Annotated in this window: 18 protein-coding genes; 5 read left to right on the top strand and 13 right to left on the bottom strand. The window is 61.6% G+C overall.

Annotated elements, in window-relative coordinates:
• Nucleotides 1-35: 35 nt before the first annotated feature.
• Complete coding sequence (locus GFM02_RS01325; RefSeq protein WP_168320526.1) at nucleotides 36-734, bottom strand: GntR family transcriptional regulator; 699 nt, start codon at nucleotides 732-734, stop codon at nucleotides 36-38.
• Between the two features lie 96 nt (nucleotides 735-830).
• Here GFM02_RS01325 and GFM02_RS01320 point away from each other — a divergent pair, with 96 nt between their 5' ends.
• Genes GFM02_RS01320 through GFM02_RS01305 form a run of 4 tightly spaced genes read left to right on the top strand, consistent with a single transcriptional unit; the run spans nucleotide 831 to nucleotide 5,455 of the window.
• A complete protein-coding gene (locus GFM02_RS01320) occupies nucleotides 831-1,865 on the top strand; it encodes an Ldh family oxidoreductase (RefSeq protein ID WP_168320525.1) in 1,035 nt (344 codons plus the stop codon).
• On the top strand, nucleotides 1,862-3,091 hold the full coding sequence (locus GFM02_RS01315; RefSeq protein ID WP_168320524.1) for an iron-containing alcohol dehydrogenase: 1,230 nt from the start codon (nucleotides 1,862-1,864) through the stop codon (nucleotides 3,089-3,091). The genes GFM02_RS01320 and GFM02_RS01315 overlap by 4 nt, the downstream gene beginning before the upstream one ends.
• 13 nt (nucleotides 3,092-3,104) lie before the next feature.
• Nucleotides 3,105-4,592 carry an NAD-dependent succinate-semialdehyde dehydrogenase gene (locus GFM02_RS01310; RefSeq protein ID WP_168320523.1) on the top strand — a complete coding sequence of 496 codons (1,488 nt, stop codon included), beginning with the start codon at nucleotides 3,105-3,107 and terminating at the stop codon, nucleotides 4,590-4,592.
• Nucleotides 4,593-4,603: 11 nt separating this feature from the next.
• Nucleotides 4,604-5,455, top strand: coding sequence for an alpha/beta hydrolase fold domain-containing protein (locus GFM02_RS01305; protein ID WP_168320522.1), 852 nt, complete (start codon nucleotides 4,604-4,606; stop codon nucleotides 5,453-5,455).
• Nucleotides 5,456-5,566: 111 nt separating this feature from the next.
• On the opposite strand, the gene GFM02_RS01300 is transcribed toward GFM02_RS01305, so the two are convergent.
• The gene (locus GFM02_RS01300; protein WP_168320521.1) at nucleotides 5,567-6,892 is read right to left on the bottom strand and encodes an NAD(P)/FAD-dependent oxidoreductase; all 1,326 of its coding nucleotides are present in this window, start codon (nucleotides 6,890-6,892) and stop codon (nucleotides 5,567-5,569) included.
• 233 nt (nucleotides 6,893-7,125) lie between these two features.
• Between GFM02_RS01300 and GFM02_RS01295 the strand changes: the two genes are divergently transcribed.
• Complete coding sequence (locus tag GFM02_RS01295) at nucleotides 7,126-7,602, top strand: Lrp/AsnC family transcriptional regulator (protein WP_003549758.1); 477 nt, start codon at nucleotides 7,126-7,128, stop codon at nucleotides 7,600-7,602.
• Nucleotides 7,603-7,715: 113 nt separating this feature from the next.
• On the opposite strand, the gene GFM02_RS01290 is transcribed toward GFM02_RS01295, so the two are convergent.
• From GFM02_RS01290 to otnK, 11 genes are all read right to left on the bottom strand, one after another.
• Entirely contained in the window at nucleotides 7,716-8,513 is a 798-nt protein-coding gene (locus GFM02_RS01290) for a DNA/RNA non-specific endonuclease (protein ID WP_168267051.1), read from the bottom strand.
• A gap of 166 nt (nucleotides 8,514-8,679) precedes the next feature.
• Nucleotides 8,680-10,089: an SIR2 family NAD-dependent protein deacylase gene (locus tag GFM02_RS01285; RefSeq protein ID WP_246728617.1), complete on the bottom strand. Its 1,410-nt coding sequence runs from the start codon at nucleotides 10,087-10,089 to the stop codon at nucleotides 8,680-8,682.
• Nucleotides 10,090-10,091: 2 nt separating this feature from the next.
• Nucleotides 10,092-13,178: a CHAT domain-containing protein gene (locus GFM02_RS01280; RefSeq protein ID WP_168267053.1), complete on the bottom strand. Its 3,087-nt coding sequence runs from the start codon at nucleotides 13,176-13,178 to the stop codon at nucleotides 10,092-10,094.
• A 624-nt stretch (nucleotides 13,179-13,802) separates the two neighbouring features.
• Nucleotides 13,803-15,458: an ABC transporter ATP-binding protein gene (locus tag GFM02_RS01275; protein ID WP_168267054.1), complete on the bottom strand. Its 1,656-nt coding sequence runs from the start codon at nucleotides 15,456-15,458 to the stop codon at nucleotides 13,803-13,805.
• Complete coding sequence (locus GFM02_RS01270) at nucleotides 15,455-16,321, bottom strand: ABC transporter permease (protein ID WP_168267057.1); 867 nt, start codon at nucleotides 16,319-16,321, stop codon at nucleotides 15,455-15,457. The genes GFM02_RS01275 and GFM02_RS01270 overlap by 4 nt, the downstream gene beginning before the upstream one ends.
• Nucleotides 16,318-17,268, bottom strand: coding sequence for an ABC transporter permease subunit (locus GFM02_RS01265; protein ID WP_168267059.1), 951 nt, complete (start codon nucleotides 17,266-17,268; stop codon nucleotides 16,318-16,320). The genes GFM02_RS01270 and GFM02_RS01265 overlap by 4 nt, the downstream gene beginning before the upstream one ends.
• A gap of 89 nt (nucleotides 17,269-17,357) precedes the next feature.
• On the bottom strand, nucleotides 17,358-18,968 hold the full coding sequence (locus GFM02_RS01260) for an ABC transporter substrate-binding protein (protein WP_168267061.1): 1,611 nt from the start codon (nucleotides 18,966-18,968) through the stop codon (nucleotides 17,358-17,360).
• Nucleotides 18,969-19,031: 63 nt separating this feature from the next.
• Entirely contained in the window at nucleotides 19,032-19,745 is a 714-nt protein-coding gene (locus GFM02_RS01255) for an HAD-IA family hydrolase (RefSeq protein WP_168267063.1), read from the bottom strand.
• A 223-nt stretch (nucleotides 19,746-19,968) separates the two neighbouring features.
• Nucleotides 19,969-21,345, bottom strand: a complete 1,377-nt coding sequence (locus tag GFM02_RS01250; RefSeq protein WP_168267066.1) for an aspartate aminotransferase family protein — start codon at nucleotides 21,343-21,345, stop codon at nucleotides 19,969-19,971.
• A gap of 13 nt (nucleotides 21,346-21,358) precedes the next feature.
• On the bottom strand, nucleotides 21,359-22,195 hold the full coding sequence (locus GFM02_RS01245; protein ID WP_168267068.1) for a GNAT family N-acetyltransferase: 837 nt from the start codon (nucleotides 22,193-22,195) through the stop codon (nucleotides 21,359-21,361).
• A gap of 155 nt (nucleotides 22,196-22,350) precedes the next feature.
• Complete coding sequence (otnK, locus tag GFM02_RS01240) at nucleotides 22,351-23,631, bottom strand: 3-oxo-tetronate kinase (RefSeq protein ID WP_168267071.1); 1,281 nt, start codon at nucleotides 23,629-23,631, stop codon at nucleotides 22,351-22,353.

Here is a 23,631-nt window from a genome sequence, read left to right as displayed (position 1 = left end):
AGATCGGGCAGGCACGACCTTGCCTGCCGGGTTGCTCAGATTTCGTCGAAGGCCGGTATCAGCCGGTCGCGCGAATGTTCGATATGGATGCGCATTGCGTTCGCAGCCGCGGCGGGGTCGCGCGCCGCGAAGGCATCAAGCAGCGTCTGATGCTCGCCGAGTGCCTCCTCGGTGACACGGCGATGAAACATCAGGCGGAAGATATGGAAATGCGTGTGCTGGAATGTCAGCATCTCGCGGATCAACTCGTTGCCGGCAAATTCCATGATGCGGTCATGGAAAATAGCGTCCTTGCGGGCGAAGGCCGAATAGTTCGCTCGTTCATCCCTGTTGTCGCTGCGTGTCATCACGCCGGCGGCCTCCGTCAGGATAGCCAGCTTTTCGTCGTTCATTGCCTCGGCCGCCTTCGCAGCGCCGGCAGGTTCCAGCAGCAGGCGCAGTTCATAGAGCTCGTCGAAGCGGTGGCGCGTGATCTGCGGCGCGGCACGATAGCCGACCAGATGCTGCTTGACGACGAGGCCTTCGCCTTCAAGCCGGCCGAGGGCTTCGCGGATAGGGGTGTGTGAGACGTTGAATTCCCTGACCAGGTTGTCGACCGTAATCCGAGCCCCCGGCGCGATCTTCAACGACATGAGCTGGTTGAAGATTGCCTCGTAGACGTCGCCCGCCAGGCTGTTGGCGCGCGGTATCTGGGTTGTGCCCGTCGAGGGTTCCTTCGGTCTCGTCGAAATCATCTGCTGCCTTGCCTCTTGACAGGTTCAATCGCTAGCACGATGCTGCGGCCAAGACAATCCTATATCCTATACGATTTAATATAGGGAGGAAAAATCATGCGCATATCCGAAGCCTCAGCGCTTGCACTTGCTACCCGCCTGCTGGAAGAGCATGGCGCACCGCGTGACCATGCGGCCCTGCAGGCTCGCATCCTGGTGACGGCGGAGATGAAGGGGCACCCCTCGCATGGCCTGTACCGGCTTCCGCGGCTGGTCGAACGGATCGAGCGTGGGGTCATTGACCCGCAGACGAAGGGCACGCAGCGCTGGCGCGCGGATGCGGTGCTGGAGGTGGAGGGTTCGTCGGGATTTGGGCCGGTCGTCGCCATGGCCGCGATCGAGCGGCTGGCGCCTCACATTCCGGATCTTGGCATCGGTCTTGTCGCTGTGCGGAATGCCAACCATCTCGGCATGCTCGCGCATTATGTGGAGGCCATCGCCGCACTGGGTTTCGTCGGCATCGCGCTCTCGTCGAGCGAGGCGCTGGTCCATCCCTTCGGCGGCACCCGGGCCATGCTCGGCACCAACCCCATCGCCATCGCCGTGCCGACCGCCGAGGAACCGCTTGTGCTCGACCTGGCCACCAGCCTTGTGCCGATGGGCAGGATCCATCATCACGCGGCGACCGGCAGGCCCATTCCCGAGGGATGGGCGCGCGATGCGGCCGGCAAGCCTACGACCGATCCGGGGCGTGCGAAGGCCGGCGCGATTGCGCCCTTTGGCGACGCGAAGGGCTACGGCCTCGGTATCGCTTTGGAGCTGCTGGTGGCAGCTCTTGCCGGCTCGGCGCTCGCGCCGGATGCGCGCGGCACGCTCGACAGCCAGTCGCCGTGCAACAAGGGCGACGTCTTCATCTTGATCGAGCCCAATCTGGCGCCGGGACTGCCGGAGCGGCTGTCGACCTATCTCGATGCCGTGCGCGCTTCACCACCCGCCAGCGCCGGCGAACCGGTTCTCGTCCCGGGCGATCGTGCCCGCGGGCGGCGAGCGGCGGCGAGCCGCAACGGGTTCGAGATCGACCAGCGCCTCTGGGAAGACCTCAACGCGCTTTCGCGCCCGCGCATTCTGGCCTTCGAGGGACAAAGATCGTGAGCCTGTTTGCCGCCTTGAGGCTGCCGCGGGAAATCCTGTTTGGCGTCGGCCAGCGCCATGCGCTCGCGAGCGTCGCCAGCAGGACCGGCCGGCGCGCACTCGTCTGCACGGATGCGCGTTTCGCCGCAACACCCGTCTTCGCGGAAATGATCGCCGCGCTTGAAGCGGCCGGCATCGTCGTCCTTGTGTATGACCGCACGCTGCCGGACGTGCCGCAAGATACGGTCGCGGTTTGCGTTGAGGCCGCGCGTGGCTTTGAGCCGGATATGGTGATCGGCATTGGTGGAGGCAGTTGTCTCGACATGGCCAAATGCGCTTCGCTCCTGCTCGCTCACGGAGGCGCGCTCGCCGATTATTACGGTGAGTTCAAGGTGCCGGCGCCCGTCCTGCCGGTCATCGCCGTGCCGACGACGGCAGGGACAGGCTCCGAGGTGACGCCGGTTGCGGTAGTTTCCGATTCCGATCGTATCCTGAAGGTTGGCATTTCCAGCCCATATCTCATCGTCGCGGCGGCGATCTGCGACCCGGAACTGACCTTATCTTGCCCGCCCGGGCTCACGGCGATTGCCGGTGCGGATGCGTTGACGCATGCCATAGAAGCTTTCACGGCCATGCGCCGTCCTGGCGACCCGGAACTTGCGCAGCAGCATGTCTTCATCGGCAAGAGCGATCTCTCTGACCAGTTCGCGCTGCACGCCATCCGGCTTCTCAGCCGGAGCTTGGAAAAGGCCTTCGTCGACGGCGCCGACGTCGATTCGCGCGCCGATGTGATGATGGGCGCGCTCGCAGCCGGCTGCGCCTTCGGAACGGCGGGCACCGCTGCGGCCCATGCCGTGCAATATCCGGTTGGTGCCTTGACCCATACGCCGCACGGCCTGGGGGTTGCGACCATGCTGCCCTATGTGATGACATATAATCGCCGCGTCGCGAGCGCGGACATCGCCATTGTCGGTAGGGCGCTCGGCCTCGATCCCACCGGAGTGGAGGACGACGAGACGGTTGCCGATGCCGCGATCGCAGAGGTGAGCCGCCTCTTTGCCGCGATTGGCATCGCTCCGACGCTCGCCAGCCTCGGCCTGCCGGAAGACCGGATCGACTGGGCCGCCGAGCAGGCGCTCGGCATCGGCCGGCTGATCAAGAACAATCCCCGCTCCTTCGATGCCGCCGCCATGCGTGGCCTGGTGCGGGCCGCCTATGACGGCGATTTGGCCGCTTCCGCCCTCTGACTTGGAAAACATGATGAACGTCAACCAGCATTCGTCGCATCCAGACCAAGATCCCTTCGGGCTCAGCGCTTTCTCCGACGGCCTCTATATTGGCGGCGCCTGGCGGCCTGCGGCGGGCGAGGGCCGGATCGAGGTGATCGACCCTTCGACCGAGGCGGTCATTGCCTCTGTGCCCGATGCCACGGTCGCGGATGCGGCGGCGGCCGTGGAGGCTGCGGCAAGTGCGGCGGAAGGCTGGCGCGAGACGCCGCCGAGAAAGCGTTCCGAGATCCTGCGCCGCTGCTTCGAACTTATGGTGGAACGCTCCGAACTGCTTGCTAGGCTCATTTCGCTCGAGAACGGGAAGGCGTTGCGCGACGCGCGCGGCGAGGTGGCCTATGCGGCGGAGTTCTTTCGTTGGAACGCCGAGGAGGCGGTGCGCATCTCCGGGGAGTTCGGCATTGCCCCGGCCGGTGGAAACCGCATCGTCGTCGATTACCAGCCTATCGGCATCTGCGTTCTCATCACACCGTGGAATTTCCCGGCCGCGATGGCGACTCGCAAGATCGCGCCTGCCCTTGCCGCAGGCTGCACCGTCATCCTGAAGCCGGCGAGCGAGACGCCGCTGACGGCCTATGCGCTTGCGGCCCTCTACGAGGAGGCTGGCGTGCCGCCGGGCGTCGTGAACGTGATGACAACATCGACGCCAGGCCCCGTCATCGCCGCCATGCTGGGCGACCCGCGCGTGCGAAAACTTTCCTTCACCGGCTCGACGGGCGTCGGCCGCACGCTTCTCGCGGAAGCGGCGAAAAATGTCATCTCCTGCTCCATGGAACTCGGCGGCAACGCACCATTCATCGTTTTCGACGATGCGGACATTCACGCGGCGATCGACGGTCTGATGGTCGCGAAAATGCGCAATGCGGGTGAGGCCTGCACGGCTGCAAACCGCATTTATGTCCAGTCTGGTATCCATGATGCCTTCGCGGAAAAATTCACCCGACGCATGGCCGCCCTTAGGGTTGGCCCGGGTGTGGATCCGGATACCGAATGCGGTCCGATGATCACACGCAAGGCCGCGGAGAAGATCGAGCGCCTGGTTGCGGACGCCGTTTCGCGCGGCGCGCACGTCCTCTGCGGCGGACGAACACTAGCGGGACGCGGCTTCTTTTATCCACCGACGGTGCTTGTCGATGTTCCCCCGGCCTCCGATATGGGCTGCGAGGAGATTTTCGGTCCCGTCGCGCCGCTCTACCGTTTCGAGACCGAGGCCGAGGTCGTCGCTGCCGCCAACGATACGGCATATGGTCTCGCCGCCTACATCTATACCCGCGACATTGGCCGCGGCATGCGGGTCGCCTCCAAGGTCGAGGCGGGCATGATTGCGCTCAATCGTGGACTGGTCTCCGATCCCGCCGCCCCCTTTGGCGGTGTGAAACAGAGCGGCCTTGGACGTGAAGGAGGGCAGCATCACGGTATCGCGGAGTTCATGGAAGCCAAGTACATTGCGACAAGTTTCTAAGGGAGGAACCTGTGGCCGCCGACCCGTTTCGCATTCGTGACCATGTCCGAGATTTCGACGCGATCGTTGGCGATATCCGTGCCCGCAGCCTTGCGACGCGGCGCACTGTCGCCATGGAGGCCAACATCGCCTACGGGACTGGGCCGGGCGAGACGCTCGATATCTTCCTGCCAGATAGTGCCGGCTCGGACATGCCGATCCACATGTTCATCCATGGTGGTTATTGGCGGATGTTTTCCAAGGAGGACTACTCCTGCGTCGCCGAGACCATTACCGGCGCCGGCGCGGTCGCAGCTATCGTCGATTATTCCTTGATGCCCACGGCGAGAATGGACGTCCTGATTGATCAGGTCCTGAAAGCCAAAGCTTTCCTGCTGGCGCATGCCGATCGTTTTGGCGCCACGTCAAAGCGGTTCTCCGTCAGCGGTCACTCCGCCGGTGCACATCTTGCAACCTTTCTCTTCCACCGCTCGCCAGCGCCTTCGGGCGTAGGTGCTGCTTTCCTGCTTGGCGGGCTATACGATCTAGAACCGCTGCAGACGTCTTTCCTGCGTGATGAGATCGCCTTGAGCGATGAGGAGGTGCGACGGTTTACGCCCATGCGTCACGAGCACGATCCTGCAACGCGTGTCGCTATCATGACCGGCGAACGGGAAACTGATCCGTTCAAAATTCAGGCAAATGCTTTCAGGGACATTCTTGCCGCCCAAGGGCTTGACGTGCGGGCATCGCAGGTCGCAGACGGCAATCACATGAGCACGGTACGCGATCTCGCCGTCGCTGGCACAGCTGTGGCGGCAGCATTGCACGCCTTGATTGCCAATGATGCCGGTGAGGTACCGAAGCGATCACTCTTCCTCTGATCGCCGATTTGTCGTGATCGTGGCAATCAAAACGTGATGCATCAGCTCCTGTGGCTGGTACCAAGCCGTGCCGATCCGCGTTGCCGACATTGCGCAAAGGCCGACTGCTCCCTAGAAATCAGCCACTTTGCCCCAGGCGGATGTCCCGAAACGCTCGGGGTGGTAGGGCCTGGGATCAACGATCGGCTCATCGCCCGTGACGATATCGGCGATCAGATGGCCGGCGCCCGGCCCGATGCCGAAGCCGTGTCCGCTGAAGCCGGCAGCGACGATGAAACCCGGGAGGGTAGGGATCTCGCCGATCCCCGGCACGCCGTCGGGTGTGCTGTCGATATAGCCTGCCCAGGCTGCGCTGATATCGGTTTTCTTCAATGCGGGCAGAAGTTCGAGCGCCCGCGCATGCGTGAGGGCAATGGTGGCCTCGTTTACCGCCGGGTCGAGGATGCGCATGCGCTCCATCGGTGTCGGCCTGTCGAGCCGCCAGCGTGCCAGAGATTCATGACCTGAGCGAACACCTTCCAACCCGCCGGGTGCGAGACTGCGCCAACGCCGGGCAAACATCGGCAGGAACTGTGGCGCGAAGCGAAGCTGCTGCGGCGTCGGATCGACGCGGCCGCGGCCGCTGATCGCCAGCGTGTAGCCACCATCGCGGCGTCGCGTTACCGAAACGGCTGATGTATGCAGCGCATCCGGCAGGCTGCTTGCGCCTGGAGATACGGAGAGGATCGAGGAGCGTATCGAGGCTTGCGGAAATCGAATGCCGAGCTGGCGGCAGAAGGAGGAGGCCCAGGCGCCACCGGCGAGGATCGCGATCTTTGTCCGGATCGTGCCATGCTCGGTGACGACGCCCGAGAGCCTGCCGCCTTCGACGTCGAGGCCGCGGGCCGCGCAGGACTGATGCACCGTGCCGCCGAGCTTCAGGATCGCACGCGCGACGGCCGGCGCAGCGCTTGCCGGATCGGCGGTGCCGTCGGTCGGCGAAAACACCCCGCCTTTCCATGAGGTGCCGGTGGCATGCCCGCGTTCGGTTGCCTCCGTGCTGCTCAGCATATGCGTCGTGACGCCGACCGAGCCGGCGAAATCGCGCCAGCGCGCCCAGCCGGACAGTTCCTCGTCGCTATTGCTGAGATAGAAGAGACCGCAGCGACGGAAGCCGGTGTCCTCACCTGTTTCCGTGGCGAAGCGCTCCCACAGATCGAGGCTCTTCGTCGACATCGGCAATTCGCGGGCATCCCTGTTCTGTTGGCGGCACCAGCCCCAGTTGCGGCTCGATTGCTCGGCGCCGATAAGTCCCTTCTCGACGAGGGCCACCTTCAATCCGCGCCGGGTGAGATAATAGGCCGCAAAAACGCCGACGATGCCGCCGCCGATGACCACGGCATCAGCGGTGGAAGGCAGTTCCGGCGTGGTGTCGACGCGATTGAGCGGTGCGGGCATGGGAGAGTCTCCGTTTTAACCGTAGTGTAGCGGATCCGACGCCACGGCTTTGCCGGAGATCGGTTGGTAGCAGCAGAAGATTCCGTGTTGGGAGGATGCCAGCAGCCGTTTGTGCTTCGGCCTGTCTCGCAACGCGATCGACAGGTCAATGTCATGTGTTAAGGTTGGTGTCGGGAACAAGCAGCATAATCTGCTGCGTCATTGGCGATCTCCAGCAAGTGAGGGCGTGTGAGGTGAAACTCGACCGGATCGACGTAAAAATCCTTTACGAACTGCAGAAGAATGGCCGCGTCACGAATGTGGAACTCGCCGAACTGGTCAATCTGTCGCCGAGCCCCTGCCTGATGCGGGTGAAGAAGCTGCAGTCGGAGGGCTACATCGAAGGCTATTCGGCTCAGATCAACGTCAGCAAACTGGGGCAGACGCTGACTGTGTTCACCGAGATTACCCTGAAAAACCATCGGCAGATCGATTTCGCTCGCTTCCTGGCGGCGATCGAGAAGGTCGATCAGGTGATCGAATGCCACCTGGTCTCGGGCGGCTACGATTATCTGCTGAAATTCGTCACCGCCGGGATCGACGAATACCAGACGATCATGGAGCGCCTCACCGATATGGACGTCGGCATCGACAAGTATTTCAGCTTCGTCGTCCTGAAATCACCGATCATCAAGGCCCACATGCCGCTGACCACCTTATTTCCGCATTAGCACGAACAAGAAGCGCCGAACGCCAAGAGAAGACAAGCTGTCGTTGGTGTCTCAAATCCCGCGGTTCGACTTTGCAACATTCCGGACGCAGGCTGGTCAGGTTCCAGACTCGTTCACGCTTGCAGATAGATCTGACTGACATCCTCCAAGGCAATCTCCATCCGCCGATCTGCACCCTTGAGGACATCCAGATCGGCATAGACCGAAAGATCCAACCCGATTTCCTCTTCGAGCCCCGTCACCGGCACCTGCGTATCCTGGAAATTCCCGAAATTGAAAGTCGATCGCGTAGCTTTGGGAAGGAAGGTCGCCTGCGACCGCTTGTAGGCTATCGAGGTCAGTTGCTGCGTTCCGCTGTTGCGAAAAACGACTATCTTCCAGAAGGCGATGGGCACCTTTACTTCGAAATATTCGGGATCGTCCTCAGAGAATATCGGGCCTGTGATCACGGCCACGCGCATATTCTCCCTGTCCGTATTAGAAAGAACATAATTCTCCAAATCGAGCCAGATGCCGGCATTGAACCGCTGGCGCTGCGGGGCTGCGTTCGTGACATGGAACGTATCCGCATCGGCCTCTGTCGTCGTCGGGTCATCCCCCCAATTGGGATCCTCTCTCCGGGTCATATGCCCCCGGCTGAAAAACCCATCCCGGTCGTTGCCATAGACCTCGCGCATGATCTGGAAGCGCTGGTCGATGCGCGGATCAAACCGCCACACGTCCGTCCGCTCCGTATCGCGATCGGAATGCGAGCCATCGATATTGACGGCGCTGTACAAAGGCATACGGCGGGATTGGGATACGCGCACCGAAAAATGCGTATATTTGAGCTCTGAAGGATCGGCGCCGGCCACCCTCGCAGATTCCAGGATCGGCGCCACGTCGCCCTGCCATTTGTCGAGCCCGGGCAAGGGAAGTGCGTAAGCCCCGTCAACGAACACAGGATCATATCCCTTCTTGTCGGAATATCGGTTTAGCGGCCATGTCGTGTTCGATATTTTGCGAATGGTCGGCAACGGCGCGAACGATCTGAAAGCATTTGTCATGACACCTCTCCCTGTTTGAATGCAAAGAATGCTAGCTCTGCCGGAACCAGAGCGGGAAACGCGTGTCGTCGGCCAGATCGAGTTCAAGCCGCGTGCCACCCACCTCCACGCCGACAGTGAAGGCTCCGACCGCCTTGACGGTGGCCTGAGCCTTGTTGCGCGCGGGCTCGATCACTTCGGACCGTGGATCGAATGTCGGGTGGTAATGAAACGTCACCGGCGTGTTCAGCCGCTTGCGCCCAGTGCCTTGTACGACCAGATCGAACTGCATCCAGTCCCGGCGTTCGCGAAGATTGGCAGCCTTCAATACATAGCCGTCAGTTGAGGCGGCGCCTCCGAACTGGCCCTTGTTGGGGTCGATATCATAGACGTTCTCATCGAAAACCATACCGAACGCGGACGCGACCGGAGCGATAGGTCCGAGCGTACGCGTGGTCGGGACCTTTACTGGCGCCGGATATTTTGCGACTGCACCCGGCCTGCGCACCTCGGTGTGAATGGCCCGCAGAAGATCGAGCAGATTATCATGCGAAAATCTTTTGCCGTCATCCATCGGCTTCATTCGGTAAAACACCGTCTGCAGACCGAACTTGCCCTGCATCCGCCGTCGTATCAGGTCGCGCTCGTCCGAGGTTCGGTAGCCGAACAGGCCGAAGTGGCGCATCTGGCGCAAAGGGCCGGAATCGTCCATAGCGGCCACGGTGCCATCCTTGCTGCGATCCGGCAGGCTGAACAGAACCTCGCGCATGATCTGCCCAAGATCGGGGTCATTCATCGAAAAGCCGATGAACACGATGGGTTGGGTCATGAACAGCGCGATCAGGCGCCGTCGATTTTCTTCCCTCAGGTAGGCGTTCGTATAGCCTGTTTCCGTCAGCACCACTTTTGCCGGTTCGCTGGCATAACCATGAAGATAGACGACGGAGGGATCGGCGCTGGTTTGAGTGAGATCGGCAAAGAACTGCCGGACCTTCGCAACGTCGCTCCAGTTGACGCGAGCCGGTTGCTTGCCGATCGCCGCTTCCAGGGCCAACTCCGCGCATGGCTCGAAATTCGTCGTCAGGATATGGCGGAAGCCAATCTTGGCAATCAGATGATGGGGCTCGGCCACGCCGTTGCCGGGGGGGCCGAAAGTGCGCTCGATAAAGCCATGGAACAGATCCGGCCCCAGGAGATTGAAGAATTCCTCGGCCTGCCAAGCCGGATCCTGAAGATCCTTGACGACACTGATATGCTTCGGTGCCACCGCTTGCGGTTTCTTGGCAACCACTTCGTCTTCAAGGTCTTTCAGAAGCCTTTCCCACGTCGGATAGCCGGAATCCACGCTCGCGCCCGCTCCGACAAGAGCGAGCGGCCGAACGCGCCGCATGGACTCCACCAGCGCATCGAATTTGTCATCGCGGTCATAGGGCTCGCTGAGATCACCCGCATCCGATCGCATGATCAAACCCTCTTCAGGATGAAGTCGGGATCTCCGTACAAGATATAATCAGCCCAATCCCCTAGATCCTTCGCCTGCAGTGCGCGGCGAGACGTCAGCAAGGCTTCAGAGAGCGGCCGTCCCGCCAGCAGGTTCTCATAAAAGGCAGGAGCGAAGATCTCTGCCGCCGCGTCACCGACAGGCCAGTAGGTTCCAACGAAATTCGCCACCCCGCCTCGCAGGAATGCCTCGGCAAAACCGATGCTTCGCCTCATGGCGACTGGTGCTTCCGGCCGTGACGGTTCGTCTGAGAGGCGTCGTATTCTGGCGACTTCGCAGGCATTGAAGAAGACAAGACTGGGCAGATTGCTAAGCCCGGCAAGATCCGCCCCTGCCAGGACCTCGCGGCCGGCGCAGAGAATGCCACTTCGCGACGGCGCATTCGGATCGAAGAAGGCGTGGCCCGCATAGTGAACCACGTCAAAATCACCTGATTGGAAACATCTCAGCAGCTCCATCCGTCTCGCCTCATCGCCATCGAGCCTGCGAACCTGAGCCAGGCCCTTGCCCTTGAGAAGCTTCTCGACCCGGTCTCCTTCCTTCTGTGCTCCCACCAGATCCTTGGTCGGATTGACGATCAGCAGGACGCGCAGAATCTGATTTTGCTGGCGCCCTTCCAGCCATTTCGCAACGGAAAGATCATCGGCTTCATATCTGTGGCTCATGCCCCCGGTGAGAGCCAGCGAGCGTCCGCGCACGAAGAGTGTCTCCCACGGAATTCGCGATGCCCCTGCATCGTGTACGACAACGACATGATCGGTCTTGAACTGGTCCAGGACGTTCAGAATCGTGTCGGGCAACACGAGCTGCGCCAGCTTTTCACCGAAATCGGCCATCTGGCTAGCTGGCGGTACGCCGTTCAAAAGGACCGAAAGCTTGTTGCTCAGCGCTGCTTCATCAAGCGGCTTCCATGCGCGATGGATCGCCGCCTTTGATCCCTTAGTCAAAACCGAGGCCTGTAAGCCGGGGCTGTCACGGTCGTCCTCGATCTGGCGAACGAGCAGATAGATCGGCTCCGTACCGACGCCTGCGGCTCGTGCGGCCGTGGCCGGCACAGGCGGCGGAGGCAGCTTGCGTGTCTGCAACGTAACCTCGATGCCGTCGAACAGATTGCCGCCACAGAGCTCGTACATATCGCGCGTCAGCTGATTATAGCGGAGGGGATCCAGCTCGCAGATCGTTACCCTATGGAACAAGCGATCGTTGTCGGCGTCCTTCAAACCGCGCGTGAAGCCCGACAGGAGCTTCATCAACCCGGACTTGGGAAGAATGCCGGAAGCCCCGCCCATGAGCACGGTGGCAAAATCGCTCACATGCGCCGTCACGAACGTGCGGATCAGGTTCTCGCCGACGGTTTCCAACGTATTTTCCTGGAAACTGTCGATCGGCCCCAGCCCCGCAAAGGCCACGAAATCAGCCCGGACGGCATGCCGCCCCTTCGGCAGAATGGATATTTCGCCGACATTGCAGTTGAACATGCGCCTGTTGAGCGCCTGCTCGACACCGCCATCCAGCAGCTGGTTGACCGCCAGCGCAGCGCCGCCAATGTTTACGTTCTTGAAGATGCCGAGCACATATGCGTCGGCGGAAACCTCGGTCAGGCTGCCTTGCGCCAGCACGATTTCGAGATGGCGTATGCTCTCCCTGGTAATGACGATGCGGTCGGCAAAAGCCGGCTCATTTGCATCCGGAGCAACTTGGGCGATGGTGATCCCGCCGGCATCGGCAGCGTCACTCGACGTCGGCGATGCAAAATCCGCCAGCAGGAAACGCTGTTCGCGAACGCTTAGCCTGCGACCGCCGGCCCCGTCATCCAGCTGCGAAGTCAGGTCACGCTCGGCGACAGTTCCGGTCGGCCCGCTCCTGCGTTGGGAGAATTCGGTCTTCAGTTCCGTTGTCTTGCCCGTCGCTATGATGCTTTGGACGGCACGCGCCACCTGGGCATTGTTCGGCAGCGAGCCGTGCTCCTCTTCGATGAAATATGTTCCTGCCGCGTCGGCAAGCGTCGCGCAGACCAGCGGCACCGTGCCATCCCCGTCATCGGATAGAACATAGACAAACTCGCCGTCCTTGATCGTCGCTCCGACAACGGTTTCCTTGTTGATCCCGATGATCTGAATGATGCCCTTCTCGGCGTCCTTGCCCGTCGGCAACGCGCTCTGAACGTCGTGTGCTTTGGTCAAAAGTTCCTGAGCAGGTCGTGGGCCGGCCGCCGGCCAGTTGCCGAGATCGAAAAGATCGATCGGCATTTTTCCGGGCATGGGAAACATTTCGGAGAGGCCGGGAAAGCCACCGAATATCGCCGGCAGATCATTCAATCCGTGATCGATACGGCTCAAGTAATGAACGATCGAGTGGGTGCCCCTGAAAGCCTGAAGCGGCGAAAACGATCCGTAATTCGGTGTGCCCAGCGTAATGATGCGCCCGAGGTTGGCAACCTTGTGCGCGAGCGACGCTCGCGCGACAAGACCGCCCATGCTGTGCGCGACGAGGTGGACTTCATCCGCGTCGGCCTTGATGCTTTTCGCCAGCAGCGCACCCGTTTCCACCACACTCTTTCGCCAGTCATACGGCCAGAAGCTGGCGTTGAAACCGGCAATGCGAAGTCGGAGCTTCAATTTGAGATAGGCGATCAGCATGACGCCGAGCGGAATGATGTTGGCGGCTCCCTCGCCGTCCATCCTGAGCCGCGACAGGCGCCCCCTGGCGATATCGATCAGATCGAGCCAGATCTCGTCATTCTCCGAGCCAAGTTTCGAGCCCATGATGCCGGGTAGGATGAGAACCCGCGTTCCGCCTCGGGTGGATTGCGCCGAGGCATCCCTAGCAAGCCGCCGGAGTTCGGCATATTCCCGCTCGCCAAAGAGATCCTCCAGAAGTCCGGATTCTTCCCCCGTGACCAGGGCTCGCTCTACTCTGCTTTCATCGAAAGCGTCGACGCTGTCCACCGTCGGCCTGCCGGCCACAGTCGCATCTATTCCTGTATCAACCTCTTTATTGGCACCACTCTTGTTTCCACGTCCGCGTCCGCTGCTTTTCGTTTCGGCCATGCTACCCTCCCCCGTACCTGCGAACTCCACCCAAGCTCGCACATTTACAGCAATTCCCGCTTAAATAGCAAGATAGAACTTCGTAAAAATGAGGCGCCGAAGCATTTTTTACCGCGGCGAGACAGCAAACTCGATTTTTCTATAAATATTATTGATTTATGCCGGATAATTAGTGTATTTGCATTCTGCAGACATTGCTTATAATAATACATTATAGTGCTACACAATGATAAATTATTTCATTTTTAGCATTGATAAAAATAAATCAGTATTGCTTAAGTTTATTTCTCGATAATACAATTTGTTTTTGCGAGGTATTCGCGGGGAATGACGTAGTAAAACGGAGGCGTAGTTTCTTCCTTCAGCGATAAAGGATTTGCTCGGCTCCTGATCATCGCACGCCTCCGCGGTATGTCGTCGAGAGGCGCGCTGTCTGGCCTGCATCATGGGCTCGAATATCTCATGCAGAGCGCAACGCCGATCAAAGAGCGTGATTGCACGAAACGTCAAACCTCAAGTTGAAGCCTTGGGGTTTGGCGAAGAGATGATCGCTGCTACTGCTGTTGAAAGCAATTGCGCGGGCGTAAGCCGCGTGTAAGTTTGGCCATCGACAAATGTCGGCACTCAGCGGCGGCAATAGGCCCGCACCAGTTCCGGATCCTGCTGGAGACCGTCGAGCCAGGCCGGATCGAGGGTCGGCACCGATGAGAAGAGCAGCTGCGAATAGGGATGTTGCGGCGCCTTCACTGTCGAGGAGGTGATCTCCTCCACCTTCCGGCCTCCATACATCACGACGATCTCGTCGCAGATCGCCTCCACTACCGAGAGGTCGTGGCTGATGAAGATGTAGGAGAGGCCGAGTTCGCGCTGCAATTCCTTGAGCAGGTCGATGACCGCGGCGGCGACCACTGTGTCGAGCGCCGAGGTAATCTCGTCGCAGAGGATCAGCTTCGGATCGGCGGCGAGCGCCCTGGCGAAGTTGACTCGCTGTTTCTGTCCACCCGAGAGTTCGCCCGGCCGGCGATGGCGCAGATTGCGGGGCAGGCGTACCATGTCGAGCAGTTGATCGATCCGGGCGTTCCGCGCCTTTCGATCCATGGCGTGGTAAAAGACCAAAGGTCTGTCGAGGATGTCCTCGACCGATTTTGCCGGATTGAGTGCGGTATCGGCATATTGGAAGACGATCTGCATCTCGCGCAACTCATCACGCGAACGCTCGCGCGCGTTGCGGTGCAGTTCCGTGCCGTCGAAGACGATCTTGCCGACCGCGGCCGGCAGGATGCCGGCGATGGTGCGGGCGAGCGTCGACTTGCCGCAACCGGATTCGCCGATAATGCCGAGGTTGCGGCCTTTCTGCACCTTCAGGCTCACATGCTCGACCGCGCGCACGAGTGGCAGGCCATCAGCCTGGCGCTGTCCATAACCCGCGACGAGATCTTCGATGCTCAGCAGGGGAGCGGTCGCGGGTTCGGCCGGGCCTGCCGCGCCGCGCGGCTTCGGCTCGAAGGCAGCGAGCAGCTCCCTGGTATAGGGGTGCTTGGCATTGTTGAGGATTTCGTCGGTGGTGCCGGTTTCCTGGGATTCTCCGCCTTTCAAGACCACGATGCGGTCGGCGATCTGGGCGACGACGGCAAGGTCGTGCGAGACATAAACACCTGATATACCGCCCTTCTTCATGACCGATTTGAAAGCCCGCAGCACTTCGATCTGGGTCGTGACGTCGAGCGCCGTCGTCGGCTCGTCGAAGATGACGAGGGTCGGGTCGCCGATCAGCGCCATGGCGGCTGCCAGGCGCTGCAGCTGGCCGCCGGAAACCTGGTGCGGATAACGGCTGCCGATCGTCTCGGGTTCCGGCAGGGACAACGCCCGGAAGAGCTCGACGGCCCGGGCACGCGCCTCGTCCGGCGACATCAGCTGGTGAATACGCGTGACTTCGATCACCTGATCCATGATTGATGTGGCCGGGTTGAAGGCGGCAGCCGCCGATTGCGGGACATAGGCGACTTCGGTGCCACGCACCTTGGCGCGCTGCTTCTCGCTGAGCGTGGCCATGTTCTTGCCGCCGACCGAAACGCTGCCGCCGGAGATACGACAGCCCGCACGGGTGTGGCCCATCAGGGTCAGGGCGATGGTTGTCTTGCCCGAGCCGCTCTCTCCGATCAGCGCGACGATCTCGCCCTCGGCAACATCGAGGCTGACACCTTTGATGATTTCGACACGCCGGCCGGAATCGGTGGTGGCCTCGACCTTCAGGTCACGGATTTCGATGAAATTGCTCATGACACACTCCGGTCGCGGATTTTTTGCGGCAGGTTGTCGATCAGCAGGTTGACGCTGATCGTCAGGCTGGCGATGGCAAACGAGGGAAACATCACCGCCGGCGCACCGAATGGCAGGCCGCCGATATTCTCACGCACGAGCGCACCCCAATCGGCATAGGGCGGCTGGACGCCAAGGCCGAGGAAGGAAAGCCCTGAGAGCAGCAGAACGATGAAGACGAAGCGGATGCCGAGATCGGCAAGCACCGGCCCGACGATGTTGGGCAGGATTTCCGAGCGGATGAGATAGAGGGTGCTTTCGCCGCGGATGCGCGCAACCGTGATGAAATCCATCGCATTGATGTTGACGGCGAGCGCCCGGGCGAAGCGATAAGCGCCGGGAATGTAGATCACCGACAGCGTCATGATCAGCACCGGGACCGAGGAGCCGACAGCAGCGACGACGACCAGGCCGAACAGCTTGCTCGGGATAGAGTTAAGGGCATCGAGGAAGCGGCTGAGGATCGTGTCCGGCCAGCCGCCGACTGCCGCTGCGATCATGCCGAGCACGACGCCGCTGAAACAAGCGATCGTCACCGCAGCCAGCGAGATACCGACCGTGTAGCGCGCGCCCATCAGAATCCGCGAGAGCATGTCGCGGCCGAGATAATCGGAGCCGAGCCAGAGTTCCCGGCTCATCGGGCCGAAATAGTCGAGATCGATGATCTCGCCGACGGGGTAGGGGATGATCCATGGCGCGAAGATCGCGACAAGCGCCCATAAGAGGATCACAGTGAAGCCGATCGCACCGACGATGTTGAAGCGATAGCCAAACCGGGTTCCGGACAGCCGGCCGGAGGTGGTTTCGGAACTGGTCATGGTCATCGGAGCCTCGGATTGGAAAGGATGGCGATGATATCGGCGATGGTGATTAGCAGCAGGTAGCCCAGGCAGAAGATCATCGCGCAGCTCTGGATCAGCGGCAGGTCGCGGGTGGCGACGGCATCCAGCATCAGCTTGGCGATACCGGGATAGTTGAAAATGGTCTCGACGATGATGACGCCTCCGAGCAGATAGGACAGCGAAAGCGCAACGGCATTGACGATCGGACCCAGCGCATTCGGCAGTGCATGGCGAAAGACGATGCGCGGCCGGGAGGCGCCCTTGAGCAATGCCATCTCGACATAGGGTGTGTTGAGCGTCTCGATGACAGCCGCCCGCGTCATGCGGATCATCTGGGCCGAGACGACGAAGGTGAGGGTGATCACCGGCATGGCATAGACGCGCAACAGATCGGCCAGACTGTGGACCTCATTGGCGAAAGAAAGTGCCGGCAGCCATTTCAGATAGACGGCAAAGATGAGCGCCGCGGAGGTCGCGACCATGAACTCCGGCACGGAGATGACGCCGATGGTGATCACGGTGACGATCCGGTCGTAAAGGGTGCCGCGCAGCATCGCCGCTGTGATCCCGAGCGTCAGCGCGATCGGTACGGAGAAAAGCGCGGTGACGCCGGCAAGTTTCAGCGTGTTGACGAAGCGGCCGGCGATGAGAGCGGCGACCGGCATGTCGTTGGCATAGGACGTGCCGAGGTCGCCTTGCAGTAGTCCGACTAACCAGCGCAGGAAACGAAAGAGCGCCAGTTCGTCGAGATGCATGGCCTTGCGCAGGCCTTCGACGGCTTCCGGCGTGGCGGCTTGGCCGAGCAGGATCGTCGCCGTATCTCCAGGCAACAGCGTTGTTGCGAAGAAGACGGCGAAGGAGACGATCACCAGGGTGATCACGGCGACGAACAATCTGCTCAGCACAAGGGATAAGACCTGGCGGTTCACGGGCGTCTTCCCTTTGCGTTCGAGTTAAGTTCCATCAATGCAGATGGAGGAACTGGGGCGCGGCTGCAGCCCCAGTCTCCTTTGCTCAATCAGGCTTCAAGCCAGACATATTCCGCGAAAGCGTATCCCATCTGGCCGCCGAGCGGGTTGGCTTCCAGGCCCTTGAGCTTGGCCGTCGTGGCATCGACGTTCGAGATATAGGCCGGAATGATTGTACCAGCTTCCTGGGCGACCATGCCCTGCATCTCGTTATAGATCGTCTTGCGCTTGTCTTGATCGAGAGAGCCGCGCGCCTCGATCAGCATCTTGTCGAACTTCTCCGACTTGTAGTGGCTTTCGTTCCACGGAGCGTCCGAGGTGTAGAGCAGGGAGAAGAGGATATCGGGGGTCGGCCGCGGGTTGATGTTGCCGAAGTGGATCGGCGCCTTGAGCCAGTAATTGTCCCAATAACCATCAGATGGCACTCGCTGCACATCGAGCTTCATGCCGATTTCGGCGCCGGCCGCCTGGATGATCATGGCCATGTCGATCGACGAGCTCGCCGCATCGGAAGCGATGATCGGGATGGATTGGCCAAGCACGCCGGCCTTTTCGAAGTGGAACTTCGCCTTTTCGGGATCAAAGGCTCGCGCTTTCAGCTCTGCGTCACGATAGAAGTTCGCCGGTGAAACGGGTTGATCGTTGCCGACTTCACCGAGGCCGCGTAGCGCCGATTTGACGATCTGTTCGCGGTTGACGAGATACTTCATGCCCTCGATGAAGTCCCGCTTATTGCCGGGCTCCATGTCCAGTCGCATGTTGAGGTTGGTGTAGTTGCCGGACGTCGTCTTCGACAATGTGAAGCCGTCTCCCTGGGTCTCGACAAGGCGCATCGAGCGCGGATTGATCGAGGCCGCGAGGTGGATATCGCCCGAAAGCAGGGCGTTGACGCGGGCATTGTCGTCGCTGATCGCGAAATATTCGAAGGAATCGACGTTCGGGCCGGATTTCCAGTAATTCTTGTTCTTGATCCCGACCGAGCGAACGCCCGGCTCGAAGACTTCCTTGACGAAAGCGCCGGTACCGTTGGCCTTGGTGAAATCGGTCGTGCCGTCGGCGACGATCATGAAATGATGCATCGACAGGATGGTCGGCAGGTCGGCATTCGGGCTGGCGAGCGTGATCTCGACGGTCTGTTTGTCGACCGCCTTGAAGCCGGTCATCTGGGCGGCGATCTTGGCGACCTTCGAGCCGACGGACGGATCGAGATGGCGCTTCAGCGAGAAGACCACGTCATCTGCGGTCAGCGGCTTGCCGTCATGAAAGGTAACGCCGTTCTTCAGCTTGATCGTCCAGGTCTTCGCATCCTTGGACTCGATCGCTTCGGCAAGCTCCATCTGCGGCGTGCCTGATTTGTCCAGGAAGGTGAGGCGGTTATAGAACGAGCAGCACCGGACATAGTCGGTGGAGAGCGACGCCTTGGCGGGGTCGAGCGTATCGGCCGTCGAGGACGACCAGCCGGCCGCTTTGAGCGCGCCGCCGGAAACGGGCGTGGCGGCGAGCGCCTTGCCGGCGCGGCCAAGCACGAGCCCGCCGGCGGACAGGGCCACACCGCCCGCAAGCATCATATGCAGCAACTCGCGACGAGTGGCGCCACGACGGATGGCGCTTTCGACCATGGCGTCGTCGGAGCTGGTCCAATTGGTGATCTTGTCGTTCATCTCATTCCCCTTTTCTTGTGTGGCGGGCTGCCCGTTGCGGGCAGGCCCGATCTGCTTTCAAAGTCAGGCGCGCGCGGCGGCCACGGCATCGGCAAGGCCGGCCATGGAGGTGAAATGGTAATCGGGTTTGGTGAATTCGGCCGGCTCGATCGTACCGCCGTAACCCTTCACGGCATGGCGCCGCTCGATCCAGCAATTGGTCAGCCCGAGTTTCCTGGATATCCCGATATCGTGGTACTGGCTCTGGGCGACATGCAGGATGTCGTCCTTCGAATGTCCTTGCGAGACGACGTAGTCGAATACCTTCTCGAAGAATGCGGGATCGGGTTTCTCGGTCCCGGTATCATCCGCGGTGAAGGCGGCATAAAAGGGATTGCCGAGTTCCTTCTCGAAGAAATCGAATGCCCAGCGGCGGGCATTGGTCATCGCCACGAGGCGGTAATCCTTCGCAAGACTGGCCAGTGCCGCGGCACTGTCTGCAAAACCCTTCCAGCCCTTCGCCGAGTCCCGGAGCCGTTCGCCATATTTTTGGTCAGTGGGCAGGCCGAGCTTCGGCGCGATCGCGAGGTAGACGCGAACGAGGTCGTCGGGAAAGAGGTCGGCATCCTCGGCATAACGGGCTGCCCGGTAGAGGCTAAGAGCCTGCTCGCCGTCGACCGTGCGTCCTGCCTCGGCCGCGATCTCGGCGAAGCAGGTCTTGAGGCCGCCCTCGAAGTCGATAAGCGTGCCGACGACGTCGAAGGTCATGTATTTGAATTCCGAAAGGCTCTTGCTCACGCGAATTCCCCAGTGTTCGGCCCCGATGGGAGCTCGGCTTCTCGAAGAAGAAAATTCTGTTCCGCTGGCGGGGTCATTGTCCCGCTCTTGTATGGGAAGGCCCGCATCTGCCGGGATCCAGGCCTTTCGTTGACTTCAGTTTGTCACCTGCACTGCGCCGGATTCGCCGAATAGACGCCATGAGGCGGCACAAAATACCGAATCTGACGGTTTCCCGATATTCTCAGGCCTGCAGCGCCCGACGCACATCCGGGTCCTCCAGCGTCTCGTCCAGCGTGATGCGGGTGCGCTCGACGATCGCGTCTATCTCCGTTTCGGTGCAGCAGAGCGGCGGCGCATAGCCAATTGCACCATTGCCGAAGGCGCGGATGACGAGGCCGTTTTCCCATGCGCGATCGAAGATACGGCGGGCCGGTTCGGCGGATGCCGGCAACGGCGTTTTGTTCACCTTGTCGACTACCAGCTCGATGGCGGCCAGCATGCCGCGGCCACGGACATCGCCGACGAGCGGATGGTCCCTCAGCGACTCCAGGCCCTGCATCAGCCGCGCACCGGCCCTGACGCCGTTTTCGAGAAGGCCGTTTTCATAAAGCTTCAGGACTTCCAGGCCGACCGCAGCGCTGACGGGATGGGCCGAATAAGTGTAGCCATGGCCGACGGCGGCTGCACCCGCGCCCTCGGCGATCGTTTGATAGACGTGATCGGCCATCAAGACGGCGCCCATGGGGACGTAGCCAGAGGTCAGGCCCTTGGCGGTCGTCATGAAGTCGGGCACGACTTCATCTTCGGTGCAGGCAAAAAGCGGGCCGGTGCGGCCAAAGCCGGTGATCACTTCGTCCGCCACGAAAAGGATGTCGTGCGCGCGGCAGAATTCGCGCATGGCTTTCATCCAGCCTTTCGGCGGCACCAGAACGCCGCCCGAGCCCTGGATCGGCTCGACGTAGAAAGCGGCAACGCGTTCCGGCCCGATCGCCTCGACCTTGCTTTTCAGCGCAGCAAGCGAGGCGTCGATGATCGCCTGCGGATTGTCGCCCACCGGATTGCGATAGGCGTAGTGTGACGGAATCTTATGCTGCCAATCGAAGGGAACGCCGAAGCCGGCATGGAAGGCCGGCAGCGCGGTCAAACCCGCACCGACCGTCGAGGAGCCATGATAGCCCTGTTCGACCGAGATGAACTGATCGCGCTGAGGCTGCCCACGGGCATGCCAGTAGTAGCGGATGAAGCGGACCGTGCTGTCCACTGCATCGGAGCCGCCGAGCGTAAAATAGACATGGTTGAGATCGCCCGGCGCGCGGTCGGCGAGTTCGCTGGCAAGCCGGATCGCGGGCTCGGAGCCGAGGCCGAAATAGGCCGTCGCATAGGGAAGCTCGCGCATCTGCCGGGCCGCTGCCTCGACGATGCTCTCGTGGCCGTAACCGGCATTGACGCACCACAAGCCGGCGAAGCCGTCGATCAGCTGCTTGCCTGAGGCATCGGTGACCGTCGCGCCCTTGGCCGAGGCCAGCACGCGTACGCCGAGCTTTTCATGGCCGCGATAGGAGGCGACCGGATGGATGAGGTGGGCGCGATCGAGTTCGATGAGGGAATTGCTGTACATGGAAATCTCCGGATCAGCCTAGTGCCTGGCTGGCGAGGGCAAAGGTGGTGGCGGTCGGATCGGCGACGTCGTGGACCAACGGCTTTTTCATCGTGATTCCGCCGCCGACATGGGCGAGCCCCTGTTCGGCGAGCCATGGGGAAAGCCCGGTCTCGGCAGTGGTGTCGACCCTGAGGAACTGCCCGGACCGTCTGGCGATGAAATGTTCGATGAGTTTTCGGGCCTCGCCGAGGTCGGCGGCCACGACGGGTCCGATCACTTCGCCGCGGCCGAAGGGACGCAGGCACGCGAAGCCCGAAATTCCGCCGTCGCGGCGAGTGACGGCGAATTCGCCGATCCCGGCGAGATAGGAGAGCAGCCCTTCGCGGTCGGCGCCGAAGGCAAGTCGGTCAAGCTCCGCGATGCCAGCGAGGTCGGCATCGGTGGCGGCTTCCGTTTCCGCCGGCGCGACAATTTCTCCCGCAAGGCCCTGGTGCTGCAGCACGGTTCCCGTCTCGTGGAAGCCAAGCTTCTGATAGAGCGGCAGACCTGCCGTCGTCGCCACCAGCCTCAACGGCCGGTCTCCCGCTGTCAGCAAAGCGGCGTCCATGAGTTTTCGGCCGAGACCCCTGCCACGCATCGTCTCGTCGACGATGACCATATTGATCGTCGCACAATCCCACTTGTACGGCGTGACGAGGACGGTGCCGACGACCCTGCCATCCTCGACCGCGACCATTCCGTCGCTCAAGGCGAGCGCCAGCTGCCAGTCTTCCGTCCGATGCGGCCAGCCCGCCTGTCTTGAGAGCGCGACGGCGGCTTCCAGATGATCCGGGCCGAACGGGACGATTTCGATCTGACTTGTTTGCATGGGGGCGTCCTTCATATCGTACCCGCCAGTCTGCCGGAGCACCGGCGGGCAGATCGTCTGAAGGCCATGGTTCAAGCAGTATCTTATGGCGCTGCTGTTATGGGGAGCCGCATCTTATGCTGGAGCCGACCGATATTCATCGAAACGAGGCCCTGTCAGCGCATCACCGCCAGCGCGGCCGTAAAGAAATCCTCACCTCCGAAGTTTCCGGATTTCAACGCCAGAAGCATATCGCCCTGGGCATTGCCGATCGTGCGCAGCACCGGCACGCCGGGCGCAATCTCCGGGCCGATCAGAAATGCCGGAATGGCGAGCCTGTCGACCGCCGCGCCCGAGGTTTCGCCGCCTGCGATCACCAGGCGGCGCACGCCTCTCTCCACCAGTTCGGCTGTGATGATCGACGTTGCGGTCTCGATCGCGTGGCCGGAGGCCTCTCGCCCATAAAGCGATTGCAGCCGGGATACGGTTTCAGGCGCGGCACTCGCGGCGATGACGACGGGGCCGGCGGCGATGCGCTCTCCTGCCCAGGAAATCGCCGCGGCGATCTCATTCGGACCGGCGAGCAACCGCTCCGGGTCGAGCCGCAGGACGGGCATCGACCGTTCGGCGACGTCGAGCTGATGGAGCGTCGCCTTGGAGCAACTGCCGGCAACGATCGCTGAAAGCCCGCCCACGGGGCGAATGGCATCCGCCGTCGTTGCACCGTCGGACAATATCCGACCGGAGCGGACGAGCGCGCGGGCAAGGCCGAGGCCGAGGCCGGACGCACCGGTGGATACCGGCGCTTCCAACGCGACCTCGCCGAGCGTTTCAAGATCCCGCTCGAAAATCGCATCGGCGATAACAGCAGTGCAGCCTGCCGTGCGCAGGGCATCGAGCCTCGCCTTGACGGCGCCGTGTCCGGCCGCGATGGTTGTGAGATCGATCAGTCCGACGGCATTGCGCGATTGCCGGGTCAGAACCCGCACGAGATTGGCGTCATGCATCGGATTGAGGGGGTGGTCCTTGAGCGGGCTTTCGTTCAGCGGCTGTCCGCCGACGAAGAGATGGCCAAGATAGACGGTACGTCCCGTTTCCGGAAAGGCGGGCGTTACCAGTACGATGCCGCCGCCAGCAGCATCGCTCAAGGCCTCGGTGACCGGACCGATATTGCCGGCATCGGTGGAATCGAAGGTCGAGCAGATCTTGTAAAGCACATGGCCGGCACCCCGCTGGCGCAGCCATCGCTCGGCGCTCGCCGCCGCCGCCACGGCGTCCGAGGCCGGGACGGAGCGGATCTTCAGGGAAACGACCACGGCGTCGACATCCGGCAACGCGAGCGACGGATCAGGGATGCCGACCGTCTGCACCGTGCGCAGACCGTTCTTCGTCAGCGTGTTGGCGAGGTCGGAGGCGCCCGTATAGTCGTCGGCGATTGATCCGAGCAAAATAGCCAT

It is taken from the genome of Rhizobium leguminosarum bv. viciae, from assembly GCF_012276115.1.
GTDB lineage: Bacteria > Pseudomonadota > Alphaproteobacteria > Rhizobiales > Rhizobiaceae > Rhizobium > Rhizobium leguminosarum_T.
This window is presented reverse-complemented; position numbering and strand designations above follow the sequence as displayed.